This window comes from Streptosporangium jomthongense (genome assembly GCF_042650425.1).
GTDB lineage: Bacteria > Actinomycetota > Actinomycetes > Streptosporangiales > Streptosporangiaceae > Streptosporangium.
The window spans coordinates 741,735-756,260 of record NZ_JBHSBC010000032.1; the positions used below are offsets into that span (position 1 = coordinate 741,735).

General features: G+C 70.4%; 17 protein-coding genes (1 of these 17 cut by a window edge). 6 read left to right on the plus strand and 11 right to left on the minus strand.

Annotated elements, in window-relative coordinates; genetic code table 11:
• On the plus strand, positions 1-90 hold the 3' end of the coding sequence (locus ACFOYY_RS28905; protein ID WP_449343626.1) for a glycosyltransferase. 960 nt of this gene lie to the left of the window's left edge; 90 of the gene's 1,050 nt are visible here — the last part of the coding sequence; the start codon falls outside the window, past its left edge; the stop codon is at positions 88-90.
• Here ACFOYY_RS28905 and ACFOYY_RS28910 read toward each other — a convergent pair.
• Genes ACFOYY_RS28910 through ACFOYY_RS28920 form a run of 3 tightly spaced genes read right to left on the minus strand, consistent with a single transcriptional unit; the run spans position 82 to position 2,979 of the window.
• Positions 82-1,134 (minus strand): sulfotransferase family protein, encoded by a 1,053-nt coding sequence (locus tag ACFOYY_RS28910; RefSeq protein ID WP_386193772.1) that lies wholly within the window; start codon positions 1,132-1,134, stop codon positions 82-84. The two genes, ACFOYY_RS28905 and ACFOYY_RS28910, sit on opposite strands and share 9 nt — an antisense overlap.
• A 2-nt stretch (positions 1,135-1,136) precedes the next feature.
• On the minus strand, positions 1,137-2,147 hold the full coding sequence (locus ACFOYY_RS28915; RefSeq protein WP_386193775.1) for a sulfotransferase family protein: 1,011 nt from the start codon (positions 2,145-2,147) through the stop codon (positions 1,137-1,139).
• A 25-nt stretch (positions 2,148-2,172) separates the two neighbouring features.
• The gene (locus tag ACFOYY_RS28920; protein ID WP_386193778.1) at positions 2,173-2,979 is read right to left on the minus strand and encodes a CDP-alcohol phosphatidyltransferase family protein; all 807 of its coding nucleotides are present in this window, start codon (positions 2,977-2,979) and stop codon (positions 2,173-2,175) included.
• A 251-nt stretch (positions 2,980-3,230) separates the two neighbouring features.
• Between ACFOYY_RS28920 and ACFOYY_RS28925 the strand changes: the two genes are divergently transcribed.
• Positions 3,231-4,031, plus strand: a complete 801-nt coding sequence (locus tag ACFOYY_RS28925; RefSeq protein WP_386193781.1) for a polysaccharide deacetylase family protein — start codon at positions 3,231-3,233, stop codon at positions 4,029-4,031.
• Here the strand turns inward: ACFOYY_RS28925 and ACFOYY_RS28930 are convergent.
• The gene (locus ACFOYY_RS28930; RefSeq protein WP_362772925.1) at positions 3,938-5,197 is read right to left on the minus strand and encodes an acyltransferase family protein; all 1,260 of its coding nucleotides are present in this window, start codon (positions 5,195-5,197) and stop codon (positions 3,938-3,940) included. The two genes, ACFOYY_RS28925 and ACFOYY_RS28930, sit on opposite strands and share 94 nt — an antisense overlap.
• 195 nt (positions 5,198-5,392) lie before the next feature.
• On the opposite strand from ACFOYY_RS28930, the gene ACFOYY_RS28935 reads away from it, so the two are divergent.
• Both ACFOYY_RS28935 and ACFOYY_RS28940 read left to right on the plus strand, forming a co-directional pair.
• Positions 5,393-5,755, plus strand: a complete 363-nt coding sequence (locus ACFOYY_RS28935; RefSeq protein ID WP_352010116.1) for a nuclear transport factor 2 family protein — start codon at positions 5,393-5,395, stop codon at positions 5,753-5,755.
• A gap of 129 nt (positions 5,756-5,884) precedes the next feature.
• Positions 5,885-6,274 carry a hypothetical protein gene (locus tag ACFOYY_RS28940; RefSeq protein WP_362772932.1) on the plus strand — a complete coding sequence of 130 codons (390 nt, stop codon included), beginning with the start codon at positions 5,885-5,887 and terminating at the stop codon, positions 6,272-6,274.
• Positions 6,275-6,332: 58 nt separating this feature from the next.
• Here the strand turns inward: ACFOYY_RS28940 and guaA are convergent, their stop codons facing one another.
• The 3 genes from guaA to ACFOYY_RS28955 form a co-directional block, all read right to left on the minus strand.
• Positions 6,333-7,883, minus strand: coding sequence for a glutamine-hydrolyzing GMP synthase (guaA, locus tag ACFOYY_RS28945; protein ID WP_386193786.1), 1,551 nt, complete (start codon positions 7,881-7,883; stop codon positions 6,333-6,335).
• A gap of 122 nt (positions 7,884-8,005) precedes the next feature.
• Entirely contained in the window at positions 8,006-9,535 is a 1,530-nt protein-coding gene (locus tag ACFOYY_RS28950; RefSeq protein WP_386193788.1) for a DUF885 family protein, read from the minus strand.
• A gap of 15 nt (positions 9,536-9,550) precedes the next feature.
• Entirely contained in the window at positions 9,551-9,700 is a 150-nt protein-coding gene (locus ACFOYY_RS28955; RefSeq protein ID WP_362916176.1) for a hypothetical protein, read from the minus strand.
• Here ACFOYY_RS28955 and ACFOYY_RS28960 point away from each other — a divergent pair.
• Positions 9,699-10,106: a hypothetical protein gene (locus tag ACFOYY_RS28960; RefSeq protein WP_352010120.1), complete on the plus strand. Its 408-nt coding sequence runs from the start codon at positions 9,699-9,701 to the stop codon at positions 10,104-10,106. The two genes, ACFOYY_RS28955 and ACFOYY_RS28960, sit on opposite strands and share 2 nt — an antisense overlap.
• A 59-nt stretch (positions 10,107-10,165) precedes the next feature.
• Here the strand turns inward: ACFOYY_RS28960 and ACFOYY_RS28965 are convergent, their stop codons facing one another.
• From ACFOYY_RS28965 to ACFOYY_RS28975, 3 genes are all read right to left on the minus strand, one after another.
• Entirely contained in the window at positions 10,166-11,542 is a 1,377-nt protein-coding gene (locus tag ACFOYY_RS28965) for a pyridoxal phosphate-dependent decarboxylase family protein (RefSeq protein WP_386193792.1), read from the minus strand.
• A gap of 113 nt (positions 11,543-11,655) precedes the next feature.
• Complete coding sequence (locus tag ACFOYY_RS28970) at positions 11,656-12,219, minus strand: PIN domain-containing protein (RefSeq protein WP_386193795.1); 564 nt, start codon at positions 12,217-12,219, stop codon at positions 11,656-11,658.
• A gap of 19 nt (positions 12,220-12,238) precedes the next feature.
• Complete coding sequence (locus ACFOYY_RS28975) at positions 12,239-12,685, minus strand: excisionase family DNA-binding protein (protein ID WP_386193797.1); 447 nt, start codon at positions 12,683-12,685, stop codon at positions 12,239-12,241.
• Positions 12,686-12,784: 99 nt separating this feature from the next.
• Here ACFOYY_RS28975 and ACFOYY_RS28980 point away from each other — a divergent pair, with 99 nt between their 5' ends.
• Positions 12,785-13,180 carry a VOC family protein gene (locus ACFOYY_RS28980; protein ID WP_362772947.1) on the plus strand — a complete coding sequence of 132 codons (396 nt, stop codon included), beginning with the start codon at positions 12,785-12,787 and terminating at the stop codon, positions 13,178-13,180.
• Positions 13,181-13,268: 88 nt separating this feature from the next.
• On the opposite strand, the gene ACFOYY_RS28985 is transcribed toward ACFOYY_RS28980, so the two are convergent.
• Positions 13,269-14,526, minus strand: a 1,258-nt coding sequence (locus ACFOYY_RS28985) for an alpha/beta hydrolase family protein (protein WP_386193799.1), incomplete at its 5' end; no start/stop codon positions are given.

A 14,526-nucleotide genomic window follows, 5' to 3' on the forward strand; every position in this document is an offset into this window, starting at 1 on the left:
GCCCCCCCCGCCCGCGCCCACGTCGAGGCCTTCCGGCTGGAACGGGTCCTCGACCGCTGGGAGTCGCTGTTCGAGCAGGTCCTACGCTGACCGCTCGCTGACCGCCGCCGGTTCGTTGCGCGGCATGGGAACCCCGGCGAGCACGAGCTGGCCCGAGGTGAGCCTGGCGCCCAGCGGGTTCGGTTCGCGGAGCCGTACCAGACGGTCGAAGGCGACCCGTTTCACCCGGGCCAGCTTGCGTTTCGCGGCGATCCGCTCGTAGGCCACCATCCGGGAGGCCTCGGTCCTGGGCGCCCCGCTGAGCTCGTAGCCGTAGGTTTCCAGCCGATCCCCCAGGACGCTCTCGCACAGCGAGATCTCCCAGGGTTCGAGCCGTTCACGCCAGGTGCCCGTCCGCGCGGCGGTCACCTCGCCGTGGGTGCGGGAGTGCCAGGTCTTGTGCGCGGGTACGGCCACGTCCGCGATCAGCCTCGGTTCGCACATCGCCGGGGCGAAGTCCTCACCCAGGAAGTCGCACAGCCTGCGCAGCTGGGCCTCGGGAGCGGCGGTCAGGTCCTCGTAGCGCAGCTCGTGATAGCTGCCCTCGGGGAGCTTCGGCGCGCCGTGCCTGGCGAAGTCGACCGCCTCGGCCCAGGCGGAGACGGCACTGTAGACGCTCCCGTTGTACCAGGGCATCTCCTTCAGCGAGGCGACGCAGTCGCGGCCGTCCCTGATCAGGTGGACGAACTGCGCGTCGGGGAACAGCCTCAGCAGCACGTCGATGTTCTGGAAGTAGGAGGGCCGCTTGTCGCCCCAGCGGGGCTTGCCGTGCTGGGTCGCGTAGAAGCGCAGCACGATGCCCAGCGCGGAGCCCAGCGTCGGCGGCCCCTCGACGATCTGCCTGGTCACCTCCTCCCCGTCGAGTTTCAGCTCGTGGAAGCGTGACTGGCGGCGGCCGACCACCCAGTCGGCCAGTTCGCGTCTGCGCGCCGGGTCGTTCAGATCGCCGAAGCGCAGCCGCCTCTGGTAGGCGGCGACCATGAACCGGGTCTCCGGGGGAATCGCGATGCGGGGGTGGGAGTGCAGCATGAGCTGCAGCAGAGTCGTCCCCGAGCGGGGACAGCCCACGACGAAGATCGGTCGGTCCGACTGCATGCTCAGACCTTCGCCAGCTCGCCAAGCTGCCGGGTGGTGAGCTGCGCGGCCACCGGCCCCGGCTCGCGGAGACGGTTGATCCGGTCGCGGAACCCCTTGCGCCTGCGGGCCCAGCGCCGCTTCGCCGCGACGCTCGCGCACGCGTCCACGTGGGACCTGCCCGCCACGGGCGCGCCGCTCAGCTCGTAGCCGTTGGCCGTCAGCCGCTCACCGAGCACGGTCTCGCAGAGCGAGATCTCCCACGGTTCGAGCCTGTTGCGCCACGACCCGGCCCTGGCGGTCGTCACGTCGCCGTGGGTGTTGCTGTGCCAGACCTTGTGCTGCGGGATGGCCAGCCTGCCCACGTGGTACGGCTCGCTCATCGCCGGGTCGTACTCCTCGCCCAGGAAGTCGCAGAGCTTGCTCAGCTCGGTCTCCGGGTAGGCCGTCAGGTCCTCGTAGCGCAGCTCGTAGTAGGTGTCCGCGGGCAGGTTCCTGGCGTGCCTGCGGCCGTAGTCGATGGCCTCGGCCCAGTTGGTCACCGCGTGGAAGACGTCCTTGGTGTACCAGGGCATCTCCTTCAGCGAGGCGACGCAGTCGCGGCCGTCCCTGATCAGATGGACGAACTGCGCGTCGGGGAACAGCCTCAGCAGCAGGTCCACGTGGTGGAAGTAGCTGGGCCGCTTGTCGCCCCAGCGGGACTTGCCGTACTGCTCGGCGTAGGAGCGGAAGGCGATGCCCAGCGCGGAACCCAGCGTGGGCGGTCCCATGACGATGTCCTCGACCAGCTTGTCCCCGTCGAGCCTGAGCTCCTTGAACTTGGTGTCCTTGTCGCCGACGATCCACCGGGCCAGCCTGCGCCGGTTGACCTGCTCACGCAGGTTCCCGAAGGCCAGCCTGCGGTAGTAGCCGGGCACGACGAAACGGGTCTCCGGCGGCACCGCGATGCGCGGGTGGGAGTGCAGCATGAGCTGCAGCATGGTGGTGCCGGAACGCGGACATCCGATCACGAAGATCGGTCGATCGGACTGCATGACAACGAACCCCCGAAAAAGATGATCAAACAGGTACGCGCTGCGTGTTCCCCGGGCGCGGGACGAAAGGCGTCGACCGGGTGAACCGCCACATTCGGTAGATCAGTACGGTCTCGTTCAGCAGCAGCAGCGATCCCGCGACGGCCGCGATGGGTATGAGCACCGCGGGCCCGGCCTGCGCGCTGAGCAGCGGGCCGACCACGAAGACCGCGGCGTGGAACTCGATCCCGCTGATCAGGTGGGTACGCACCCGGTGCCTGATGAGAAGACGGCCGATCCTGCGCCGCAGGCTCGGCGGCTTCGGTGGCCGGTAGGCGGCGGCACGGTCCTTCTGCGGCTGTTCCGCCCGGTTCTCCCTGACCGCCTCACGCACCCGCCTCATCTGCGGAGCGTTCACATATCTGAACAGGTCGAGCACCGCGACCCCGGCGCCGAGCAGGACGAACGAGACGTCCCCCGACGCGGCGTACTGGCCGAACGCCAGGCCCGTGGCACAACAGACCACCCTGATGCGGTCGCCCACGTAGTCGAGCCAGAGCCCGAACGGGGTCCCCGTCCCCTTGAGACGGGCGATCTTCCCGTCCATACAGTCGACCATGAAACTCACGTAGAACAGCGCGGCCCCCGCCACGACCTGTCCCAACGCGAAACAGACCGCCGACCCCAGCCCGAGGAGCAGCGACAGCCGGGTGAGCCCGTTCGGCGTGACGTCTGTGCGGTTGGCGACGGCGAGCGTGAGCCTGCACGCCACCGGGTCGACCAGGAAGACAGTCCACCAGGAGTCTTTTCGTTTCCGGGTCGCGTGCACATCGTTCAACGAATAGGCCCTCATGCCTACCAGGATGACCACCTGGAGCGACCGGAGAGTCACACTCTGACGCCAAGAGAGGATCTCCATACTGGTTCTTGACCGGCCGTGGCATACCGTGCCGCCTCCACCCAACCGGTCACGACCCCGGCGGTACGGAAACCAGAGCTATCCGCTTTTCACAGGACATCGTGACACATGCCCCTCAATGGCGTTGACAGGCCTCGATAGGCTGTTTGCTTCCCAGAAGTCACTCGACCCGGAAGCTCACCCTCATGAAGTCTCCCGTCCGACTGCTCCTGGCCGCCGCGTGCACCGCGGCCCTGCTGTCCTCGCCCACCGCGGCATGGAGCGCGAACAAACCCAAAGCGGAAAAGGCACCCCCGGTGGACTGCGCGAAGGTCAAGTGCATCGCGCTGACGTTCGACGACGGCCCCGGCAAGTACGCCGACAAGCTGCTCGACACCCTCAAGAAGACCAACTCCAAGGCCACCTTCTTCCTTGAGGGCCAGTACGCGAAGTCCCGCAAGGCCTTCGCCAAGCGGATGGCCGTCGAGGGCCACGAACTCGGCAACCACAGCTACACCCACCCCCACCTGCGCGAGCTGAGCGAGGAGAAGATCCGCGAGGAGCTGACCCGGACCCAGGACATCGTCAAGCAGGCCACCGGCAAGGCCCCCACCCTGCTGCGCCCGCCGTACGGCGAGCTGGACGAGAGGGTCCGGGCGATCGCCGCGGAGATGCGCCTGCCGATCGTGCTGTGGAACGGCGGTTCCCGCGACTGGGCGACCAAGAACGAGAAGGCCATCTACGACGAGGTGCTCAAGAACGCCAAGCGTGACGGGGTCATCCTCATGCACGACTGGGTCGAGCAGACCGTCAAGGTGATGCCCAAGCTGATCGCGGCCCTGCAGAAGCAGGGCTACCACGTCGTCTCGGTCTCCTCGCTGCGCGGCGCTCAGGACCTCAAGGCCGGCGACATCTACCCGGTCGGCTCGGAGAAGGACGACGACCTGGCCTCCGAGACGCCCGACTCCCCCGGCCCCGAGGCGGCCTCCCCCGACGACGGCATGTGAGCCAGTCTCCGGCCGAAGCGCTGCATCGGTAACTCGACGTAGCGGTAGGTCAGCCAGCTCAGCCCGACCACGACGGCGACACAGGCCGCCGAGACCGACAGCTGCACCGCCTGCGGCATGGCCCGTACGTCGCCGAGAACGGCGGGGACGAGCTTCAGCAGCGGGTGGTGCAGCAGGTAGAGCGAGTAGCTGATCAGCCCGAGCCAGACGACGGGCCGTGGCAGGCGGCGTCCGCGCAGGGCCATGGCCCCGGCGAACGTCGCCCCCGCCAGCACGAGCGTGGTGATCCACACATCGGGCTGGACCCACCACCAGCCCGCCTGGATCGACCACACCGGGGCGAGCGCGACGAGCACGGCCGCGGCGGCCACCGGGAGCGGCCCGCCCACGCCCTGCTCCCAGCGGCGGATCGCGGTCCCGGTGAACATCACCGCCAGGATCGTCGCCCCCAGCCACGGGACGAACCCCGAAAAGAGCGTCAGCACGACGGCCATCACGCCGAGCACGCAGGCGGCGGCCGTGCGGAACCGGCCGCCGACCACGCACACCATGCCCACGCAGAACAGCACCCCGGCGACGTAGGCGGGCCAGGGCCCCCCGAGCAGCGGCGCGGACAGCACCAGCCCCGCCCCGACCCCCATGACGCCGAAGAGAACGGCGAAGAGCCCGCTCCTGAGATGCAGTCCCCGCACGAACAGCGCGGTCACCAGCAGGTAGAAGACCATCTCGTAGGAGAGCGTCCACATGGTGTCGGCCAGGCCGCCCATGTGCAGGACGTCCTGCAGCATCGTGACGTGCCCCGCCACGGCCGACAGGTCGCGCGGCACCTGCTCACGGACCGGGATCCAGAACCCCATGGCCAGGACGAGCCCGACGACCAGCAGGTAGATCGGGTAGAGCCGGAACGCCCTGCTGATCCAGAAGGCCCGCACGTCCCCCCGCCCCTCCAGGGAGACCGGGATGATGTAGCCGCTGACCAGGAAGAACACCAGGACGCCGTACATCCCGAGGTTGAACCAGTAGGGCCGCAGCGCCGGCATGAACCACGGCAGCAGGTGTTCGAGCAGCACCGCGACCGCGCCGACACCGCGAAGCGCGTCCAGCCACGCCAGCCGCTTGCCGGTCGTGGACAGCGGAGACGTCGGAGGAAGGGCCGGGGGAGACATTCGCCCCAAGTTACCCCCTCATTCCCTCTGAAACAGGACTGATCCCCGTCGGGGTCCTCCATCCACAGGACACTCCCAGGTTGACCGATAGGGAGCGTCAGAAGTACCGGTCGATGACGGATTCCCCGTTCCGTGCCGCTCCGTAACGTTGTGACCTGCGAGAACGAGGCACGCGAACGACGAGGAGAGATCGACATGACCGACGCAGCCAAGCTGGTCGAGCGCTACCTGGCCATCTGGAACACCACCGACGCCGCCGAACGGCGCGCGGAGATCGACGCCGTCTGGACCGAGGACGCCCGCTACGTGGACCCCCTGGTCGACGTCACCGGGCGCGACGCGATCGACGCGACCATCGCCGCCGTCCAGCGGCAGTTCCCCGGCCTGGTCTTCACCCCGGGCGGCGACGTCGACACCCACCACGACCTGGCCCGCTTCACCTGGAGACTCGGCCCCGAGGGCGGCGAGGCGATCGTGGTCGGCTTCGACGTCGCGACGCTGACCGAGGACGGCCGCATCAGGACCGTGCACGGCTTCCTCGACCAGGTCCCCGCCTGACCGCTTCCGGCCCCTCCGGGACGGCCCCCGCGGTGCCGTCCCGGGCCCGTTCCCGAACCCCCGAGAAACTCCGGGAAAGCTCCCGGAAAGCCTTCACAGAATCCGAAGAACCCTGGAAAGGCCCCCGACATGACCACCACCGCCACCACCCCTCTCCTGCGCCTGGCCCTGAGGCTCGACGCCGTCGTCACCGGCGCCAACGGCCTGGCCTACCTGCTGCTCTCGGGCCCCGTCAACGACCTGCTCGGCCTGGCCGTACCCCTCCAGCGTGGCGTCGGCGTCTTCCTCCTGGTGTACGGCGTCGCGGTCTGGCTGCTGACCGTGCCCAGGGTCGTCAACCGGGGCGCCGCGGCCGCGGTCGTCGCCCTGAACGTCGTGTGGGCCGTGGTGAGCGTCGCCGAACTGGCGCTCGGCGGGCTGGGCACGACGACCCTCGGGGCCGTCTGGGTGGTCGCCCAGGCCCTCGTCGTCGGTGGCTTCGCCGCCCTGCAGTACGTCGCCCTCCGCCGCGAGCGGTGAGGGCCGAGAAAACGGCACGGCCCCGGAGAGGTTCTCTCCGGGGCCGTGCCGTCGTGTCCTACTCCCACTCGATGGTGCCCGGGGGCTTGCTCGTCACGTCGAGGACGACCCGGTTGACCTCGCGGACCTCGTTGGTGATCCGGGTGGAGATGCGGGCCAGCACGTCGTAGGGAAGGCGGGACCAGTCGGCCGTCATGGCGTCCTCGCTGGAGACCGGGCGCAGCACGATCGGGTGACCGTAGGTGCGACCGTCGCCCTGGACGCCGACCGAGCGGACGTCGGCGAGCAGCACGACCGGGCACTGCCAGATGTCCCGGTCGAGGCCGGCCCTGGACAGCTCCTCACGGGCGATGACGTCGGCCTCGCGCAGGATCTCCAGGCGCTCGCGGGTGACCGCGCCGACGATGCGGATGCCCAGGCCGGGGCCGGGGAACGGCTGGCGCCAGACCATCGCGGACGGCAGCCCGAGCTCCTCGCCCGCGCGGCGGACCTCGTCCTTGAACAGCGCGCGCAGCGGCTCGACCAGCGTGAACCGCAGGTCGTCCGGCAGGCCGCCCACGTTGTGGTGCGACTTGATGTTGGCGGTGCCGGTGCCGCCGCCGGACTCGACCACGTCGGGGTAGAGGGTGCCCTGGACGAGGAACTCGACCGGCCCGTCTGCGAGGATGGCGCGCTGCTCGTCCTCGAACACCCGGATGAACTCGCGCCCGATGATCTTGCGCTTCTCCTCGGGGTCGGTCACGCCGTCGAGGGCCTTCAGGAAGCGCTCCTGGGCGTCGACAACCCTGAGCTTGACCCCGGTCACATCGACGAAGTCGCGCTCGACCTGCTCGGCCTCGCCCTGACGCAGCAGGCCGTGGTCGACGAAGACGCAGGTCAGCCGGTCGCCGATGGCCCGCTGCACCATCGCCGCCGCCACCGCGGAGTCGACGCCGCCGGACAGGCCGCAGATCGCGCGGCCCTCGGGGCCGATCTGGGCGCGGATGGCCTCCACGGCGTCCTCGACGATGTTGAGCATCGTCCACGCGGGGCGGCAGCCCGCCGCGTCGAGGAAGTGCTTCAGCACGGCCTGACCGTGGTCGCTGTGCAGGACCTCGGGGTGGAACTGCACGCCGTACAGGCCGCGGCCGGGGTTCTCGAAGGCGGCGACCGGGGTCTCGGCCGTCGTGGCGGTGACCAGGAAGCCCTCGGGGGCGGCGGCGACGCTGTCACCGTGGGACATCCAGACCGACTGGGCGACGGGCAGCCCGGCGAAGAGCATGCCCTCGCTGACCACGTCGAGCCGCGTCCCGCCGTACTCGGCGACACCGGTCTTGGCCACCTGGCCGCCGAGCGCCTGGGCCATGGCCTGGAAGCCGTAGCAGATGCCGAAGGTGGGAACCCCGGTCTCGAACAGGCCCACGGGGGCGGCCGGGGCGCCCTCGGCGTAGACCGAGGAGGGACCTCCGGACAGGATGATGGCCTTGGGATTCTTGGCCATCATCTCCTCGACCGGCATCGTCGAGGGGACGATCTCGGAGTAGACGTGGCATTCACGCACTCGCCGCGCGATCAGCTGCGCGTACTGCGCGCCGAAGTCGACGACGAGGACCGTGTCGAACTCAGACACAAGACCCCCAAAGAAAACACAGCGGTCCTGTCAGTCTATCGGCGCTCGTCAGCGCGCTTACTCACGAGCGGCCTCCTCGGTCGCGCCTGGGCGGACACCCGAGTGTCCACCCAGGCGATCGGCTAGGCGGACGGCTGAGCGAGGGCGTCGCCGAGGAGGCCGAGGGGCGGGGAGCCGAGGTCGAGCATCGCGGTGTGGAAGCGCTTGAGGGTGAACCCCGCGCCCCACTCCGCCCTGGCCCGTGAACGCAGGTCGAGGATCTCCAGCTTGCCCCACGTGTAACGGCCGTAGGTCGGGTCGAAGGTGGCCCTGGCCGCCTCGGAGAGCGCGGCGGGCCCCGCGAGGTGGGTGTCGGCCTCGAAGCGCCTGGCCCCCTCCTGGACGGTCATCGCGCCGCTGTGGACGCCGATCGCGCAGGCCAGCCGGGTCACCCTGATCAGCGCCTCAAGCCAGACGCCGATCTCGAAACGCGGGTCCTCGGGGGCGAAGCCCTCCTCGACGCACAGCTCCTCCGCGTAGTGCGCCCAGCCCTCCGCGAACGCCAGCGACATGAGCGTACGGCGCACCGGCGAGGGGGCGCGCCGCAGGGCACGAGCGTGGGAGAAGTGCCCGGGGGCGACCTCGTGCACATTGATCGCGGGAAGCGTGGTGGCGCTGAAGACCTCAAGCCACTCCTCGATGTCGCGTTCCGGCCACGACGGGTCGGGCGGGGTGACGTGGTACCACGAGGGGGCCTCGGGTTCACCGGGCGCCGCCCAGCTCATCATCGCCATCGCCCATCTGCGCGACTCCGGCGCGATCCCGACCAGGCACTCGCCGTCGTGGTAGGGCACCAGGTCCTTCTCCCTGGTGAAGGCGATGGCCCGCTCGGTGCCGACCCTGGCGGCCTCGATCACGCCGTCGATCCCGGGGTGGTCCTTGACCAGTTCGCGGGCGACGTCGAGCGGGGGCCTGCCGCCCTGCCCGAGGCGCTCGCAGGACTCGGCCAGCCTGGCCAGCAGCCGGTCGCGCTCGGCGTCGGCCCGTACGGCCAGCGCGCCGAGATCGACCGGGAGGCCGTCGCCCGTCCCCATCAGCCGGGCCAGCCCCGCCGCGCCGAGGGAGGCGTCGGGGTCGCCGGAGCGGCTGGCCTCCTCCACGTGCTCGACGAAGCGGGCGTGGGCCTTGAGCGCGGCCTCACGCACGGAGGCGTCGGCGTCGGCGGGCACCCCGGCGGCCAGGCCGCGCGCGGCGCCGAGCAGCGCGGTCGCGACGGGGGCGCTGAGCCGGTCGAGGGAGGCGATCGCGTGCTCGACGGCCTCGGGCCACCGGGCGAGGTGGGCGTTGCGCGCGGCGGCCCGTTCCGCCTCGGGGGCGTACTCGCGGTCGTAGGTCGCCAGGTCGAGGTTCGCCAGGTGCGGGAGCGGACTGCTCCGGTGCAGCTCCAGCTCGCCGTACCTGACCCGGGCGTCCTCCTCGAAGATCCGCAGGTGCGCCGCGTCGTGGGGGTCGGCGGGCGGCTCTCCCCTGCCGAGCGCGGCCAGTCCCGCGCGCACCCCCTCGGGGGAGAGGTCCTGGATCCGGCCGTCGTACTCGTGTCTGCCCGCCATCTCCCGGATCTCCGGGAGGGACAGGTCGCACACCGCGCGCAGGCGGCTGTCGAGTTCGGTCATGGCTTCGACGCTATATCAGACGATCAGGGCAGATCCCCTGTTTCCTCCCGGCGCATTTGGCAGGAAAACCGTGATTTTTGGCGCTTTATCCACTCGTGGAAGAACACCGGAGAAAAGTAGTTTGATGAACATCAAACCGTAATCGGCCAAGGAAAGAGGCTCCATGCGCAAGCTCTTCCTCACCGTGCTGGCCGTTCTCGCCGGCCTCACGCTCCTGTCCGTCCCCTCAACGGCCCAGGCCGCCCAGTCCAGCAAGGCGCTGGTCAGCTGCCCCGGCAGCAAGGCCGAGACCGGCGACGGCATCACCATCAGGGTCTACTACGTGGTCTACGGCAGTAACTGCCAGGTCAACCACGTGCAGGCCTGGAGCGCCGCCGGCTCCAAGTACGGGCACTTCAACCTCTTCGGCCCCTACGGCTGGTCGGACAACAGCCCCACCAAGAGCTGGGGCTGGGGCGAGCCGTACAACTCCTACCCCTGGGTGATCGCCTGGCCGGACCACCTGTGGTGCGCGAAGTTCTACAACGAGAACAACCAGCCCATCACGGACAACATCTGCGTCACCATCTGACGGACTCCCCGCGCCGCCGTCGTCTCACCGGCACGGCGGCGCGGTGGTCCGTCCCCGTCTCACCCCGGCTCGGCGATCCGGTCGAGCAGCGCGTGCAACGTCTTGTCGTCGGTGGCCGGGGCCATCACACTGGCCCGCAGGTGACGGACCCCGCCGATCTCGGCGGAGGTCAGATGGAAGGCGCCGTCGGCCGTCAGCGACTCCCGGATCGCCGCCTGGTCGCCGGTGCCGTACCGGAAACAGACGATGTTGCTCTCCGGCTCGTACGGCAGCGCGAACCCGGGCCGTTCCCGGGCCAGTTCCCACAGGCGGCGCGCGGTGGCGTACCGCCCCGCGACGTACTCGCCCAGGCCCCGCTCCCCCCGCCAGGCCAGGTTGAGGAAGATCTTCAGACCGAGCTCGGCCTTGCTGCACTCGACGGTCCTGCCGATCGAGTCGAAGCCCTGGTCACCGTAGAACAGGTAGCTCGCCCGCTGCCTGAAGGCCGCGTCCAGGGCGCCTCCCCTCTTGACCAGCACGGCCGCCGCGAGACTTGAGGTACGCAGCATCTTGTGCGCGTCCCAGGTGAGCGAGTCGGCCAGTTCGACCCCGTCGAGCAGGTGCCGGTACCCCTCGGACAGCAGCGCCGAGGCCCCGTGGGCGCCGTCCACGTGGAACCACAGGCCGTTGGCGGCGCAGAACTCCCCGATCGGCCGCAGGTCGTCGTACAGACCGGTCCCGGTCGCGCAGGCCGCCGCGACCAGCGCCATCGGCCGCCGCCCCGCCCGCCGTACCCGGTCGAGGGCCTCCGGCAGCCGCGCCACGTCGATCCGGCCGAGGGGGTCGGTGTCCAGCGGCACGACGGCCCGCTCACCCAGTCCGAGGATCGCCGCGGCCCTGGTGAGCGAGTAGTGCGCCGACTCGGGGGCCAGCAGCGCCAGATCACCGGGAACCCCGTCCTCCCACGCCTCGGGCACGGCCGCCGCCCGCGCGGCCAGCAGGGCGGTGAGGTTGGCCAGCGACCCCCCGTGGGTGAGCACGCCCCCGCCCGCCGGGCCGTACCCGGCCTTGTCCAGCATCCAGCGCACGACCTCGAACTCGACGGTCGCCGCCGCCGCGCCCATCTCGTAGACCGCCATCGGGTTGTTGGCGGCGCCGTGCACGAGGTCGGCGAGCGCGGCGGGGAAGTCGGGCGCGGCGATCTGGTGCCCCAGGTGGCCGGGATGGTGGAACCTGGTCCCCTCGTCGAGGTAGACCGCCAGGAACTCGGCGTACGTCTCCGGCGTCATCCCGCCCTCGCGTATCCACCGCGCCAGCCCGAGCCGCTCGGCCAGTTCCCCCCGCGGACGCCGCCCGACGACCGGGGACAACCCCCGCTGACTGCCGTCCACGTAGGCCGCCAACCGCTCGACGGTCACACCCGCGGCGCCCACGAACTCCTCAACGTTCCAGATCACACCGGGGATACTGAAGGATTTCCCCGCGAATCTCCACTTCGGGGTACGGCTCCCGCCGACATCCCCGAGGGCCGTGGTCAGATCGTGCTGAGCGCGTTCGCCGGGGAGCCGGGTCAGACGAGCAGCCGATCGCGAACACTCCGCGCGAAAAGCTTCACTCCCGCCCGCTCCAGGGCATCGACGATGTCCAGCACGGTCATGGGCGGACGCCGCTTTCCCTCGGCCATTCGCCGCAGAACCTCTGTCACCTCACGAGGACTCCGGTTCGGCAACGAACACAGATAAGTGTCGGGATCGGCGACGGCCACTCCGTACCGGGCGAGGAAAGCCTCCGGAAAGTCCGCGAGATTCCAGGTCACCAGGACACGAACACGGCCTGCGACGGCAGCGGCCATATGGTGGCAGTCATCCGGGTCGGGACCTTCCATCCGATCGAGCAGGTGTTTGTAGTCGTCCTCCGGAATCCGGCCATCGGCGAAGAATTCTTGGATCGCCGCGCTGATACGCGTCGCCGCAGGGGCCGAGCGCTGCCGCTCGCGCACGATGACCCGCTCCCACTCCGCCGGCAGGTGATCGCTCCGAACCAGGGTGTGCACCGCGTCCTCGGTCAGGGCGAGCATCAGGTCCATCAGCGAGAACGGGAACAGCACGTTGGTGTCGACGAAGACACGGGCCATCGGCCAGTCTCCAGGGAGGTCAGTAAGGCAGGTCCGCCTCTTCGGCGGGTTCCATGATCCTGCGTCGCCCCTCCGCCCGCCGTTCACGCCGGGCCTGGAACTCCAGGACATCCGTGAGGCGGATCAGACGATGACGACTGCCGGGCAGGTGCTGGGAGGGGATCTCCCCCTCGTCGAGCAGACGTGCGACGAAGGGGCGCGACAACCCGAGCACCCGGGCGGCCTCACTCGGGGTCAGCCTGGCCTCCATCGGAAGCGCGAGAACGGCGTTGCCCTTGGCGAGATCGTGCGCCGCGGCCAACACGAGGGCGAGAAGCGACTCGGGCAGCACGACGTCGCGGCTGTCCGGGCCGCGCAACACCAGCTGCACATGCTCGGCGACGTCCCCGAGCCGGGCCAGCAGCTCACGATCATCGTTGTCGGCTTCGACACGGACGGCATTGGCGAGAACTCCGGCGCGAGCCATGAGCACCTCCTGCAGGCTATCTGCAATAAGTGTAACCGGCGGCGTCCCCAGAGAGGTGAACTCCGGCCAGGCCCTGCCGGCGCCCCTACGATCGGGGGCGTGCGAATCGATCTGTTCACGATCGTGGTGGACGACTACGACCCGGCCATCGAGTTCTTCGTCGGGGTGCTCGGGTTCGAGCTGGCCGAGGACTCGCCGTCCCTGACGAACGACGGCCGCAGGAAGCGGTGGGTCGTCGTCCGCCCGCCGGGCGCGGAGACGGGCGTCCTCCTCGCCCGCGCGGACGGAGACCACCAGGCGACGGCCGTCGGGAACCAGGTGGCGGGACGGGTGGGCTTCTTCCTGCGGGTCGACGACTTCGACGCCGCCTACCGGCGGATGACGGCCGCCGGTGTCGAGTTCGTCACCGCACCGCGCGCTGAGCCGTACGGCCGGTTCGCCGTCTTCCTCGACATCGCGGGCAACCGCTGGGACCTGCTCGGCCCCAGACCCTAGAAGGGCCCGGGACCGGCAGGCCCGTCCGGGCGGCCGAAACGTCGGCTCCGGACCCTGGAAAGCTCCGGGCCCTGGGGAGCTCCGGACCCTAGGAGCAGGTGCTCCGGGGCGGGGAGCAGTGCCCGACCTCGGGGTAGCGGGCGGAGGGCCCGTCCAGCAGGGGTCGTGACCTGCCACGCAGGTGCCGGTCGAGGAAGGCGAGGACGTAGTCCCGGGTGATCTTCATGGAGCGGTCACCCGACAGCTCGCCCTCGTGCGGGACGCCGAGCTGGTCGGCCAGCGAGATGAGGTCGGTGAAGGAGGAGTGCTGGGCCCCGGCCACGGTGAGCCAGCGCTTCCAGCCGGTCATGAGCCCCCAGTCGCGGTCCCACGCCGGGCTCCCGCCTCCCGGGGTGTGTTCCGGCGAGGCCAGGAACATGAACGGCCGCGCGATCCCCTCCGGCGGGATCGGGGCGTAGGTGGTGCCGTCCATGTCGATCCCGGCCTTCACCCGGCCGTCCTTCAGCATCGCCGCCAGGGAGCTCGCGCCGCCCAGTGAGTGACCCGCCATCGCGATCCTGCCGGGGTCGATCAGGGAGGCACCCGCCCACTTCGGACGGGGACCGGTCAGCTCGTCGAGCACGAAGGAGACGTCGGCCGCCCGTACGGCCACGGCCTTCTCCCCGAAGCCCTTCTCGTGGTCGACCTCGCACGCGACACAGGTGGCGAGCCGCCCGTCGGGGAAGCTCGTGCCCCGGCTCTCGTAGGTGTGGTCGATCCCGGCCACCACGTATCCCCGGCTCGCCAGCTCCTCGGCCAGGCCCGTGAGGGTCTTGCGCGACCTGATGAAGCCCGGGGAGAGCACCACCAGCGGTGACCCGTGCCTACGCCCCACCGGCCGGGCCCCGAGGACGGCGCTGGTCCGCGTCTCGGCGAGGACACCGGGCGGCAGGTCGGTGAGCCCCTCCCCCTTGAGCAGCGCCTCCGACTCCTGCGGCGTCATGTACGGCGCCCGCCGTCCGTGCCTCGGCGCCGCCGGGTACCACAGGGAGACCATCAGCTCCCTGACCTTCACGGACGGAACCCACGGGTCGGGCCGGGAGGTGTCCTTCAGGTAGAGGGAGACGGTGCCGACCGGATGCGGCCCGGTCGGCGCGGGCAGCCGCGCCGCCGTGACCGGAACGTCCCCGGTTCCGGTCACGGCGGGCTCCGGAGTCGTGCCGGGGCCGGAAGCCTTGGAGTTCTCGGACGCCGGATCGCCGGAACCTGAGGGCGCCGGGGTGGCGCTCGATCCGGTGCCGGAACCCGGTGCGGCGGCCGCCGGAGGAGCGTCGTCGCCGAGGGTGGCGGGCACCGGAGCGCCGCCG

Coding starts and splice junctions, on each gene's coding strand:
- ACFOYY_RS28910 (WP_386193772.1), bottom strand. CDS start 1,134: ATGCAGTCGGACCGACCGATCTTCGTCGTGGGCTGTCCCCGCTCGGGG.
- ACFOYY_RS28915 (WP_386193775.1), bottom strand. CDS start 2,147: ATGCAGTCCGATCGACCGATCTTCGTGATCGGATGTCCGCGTTCCGGC.
- ACFOYY_RS28920 (WP_386193778.1), bottom strand. CDS start 2,979: ATGAGGGCCTATTCGTTGAACGATGTGCACGCGACCCGGAAACGAAAA.
- ACFOYY_RS28925 (WP_386193781.1), top strand. CDS start 3,231: ATGAAGTCTCCCGTCCGACTGCTCCTGGCCGCCGCGTGCACCGCGGCC.
- ACFOYY_RS28930 (WP_362772925.1), bottom strand. CDS start 5,197: ATGTCTCCCCCGGCCCTTCCTCCGACGTCTCCGCTGTCCACGACCGGC.
- ACFOYY_RS28935 (WP_352010116.1), top strand. CDS start 5,393: ATGACCGACGCAGCCAAGCTGGTCGAGCGCTACCTGGCCATCTGGAAC.
- ACFOYY_RS28940 (WP_362772932.1), top strand. CDS start 5,885: ATGACCACCACCGCCACCACCCCTCTCCTGCGCCTGGCCCTGAGGCTC.
- ACFOYY_RS28950 (WP_386193788.1), bottom strand. CDS start 9,535: ATGACCGAACTCGACAGCCGCCTGCGCGCGGTGTGCGACCTGTCCCTC.
- ACFOYY_RS28960 (WP_352010120.1), top strand. CDS start 9,699: ATGCGCAAGCTCTTCCTCACCGTGCTGGCCGTTCTCGCCGGCCTCACG.
- ACFOYY_RS28955 (WP_362916176.1), bottom strand. CDS start 9,700: ATGGAGCCTCTTTCCTTGGCCGATTACGGTTTGATGTTCATCAAACTA.
- ACFOYY_RS28970 (WP_386193795.1), bottom strand. CDS start 12,219: ATGGCCCGTGTCTTCGTCGACACCAACGTGCTGTTCCCGTTCTCGCTG.
- ACFOYY_RS28975 (WP_386193797.1), bottom strand. CDS start 12,685: ATGGCTCGCGCCGGAGTTCTCGCCAATGCCGTCCGTGTCGAAGCCGAC.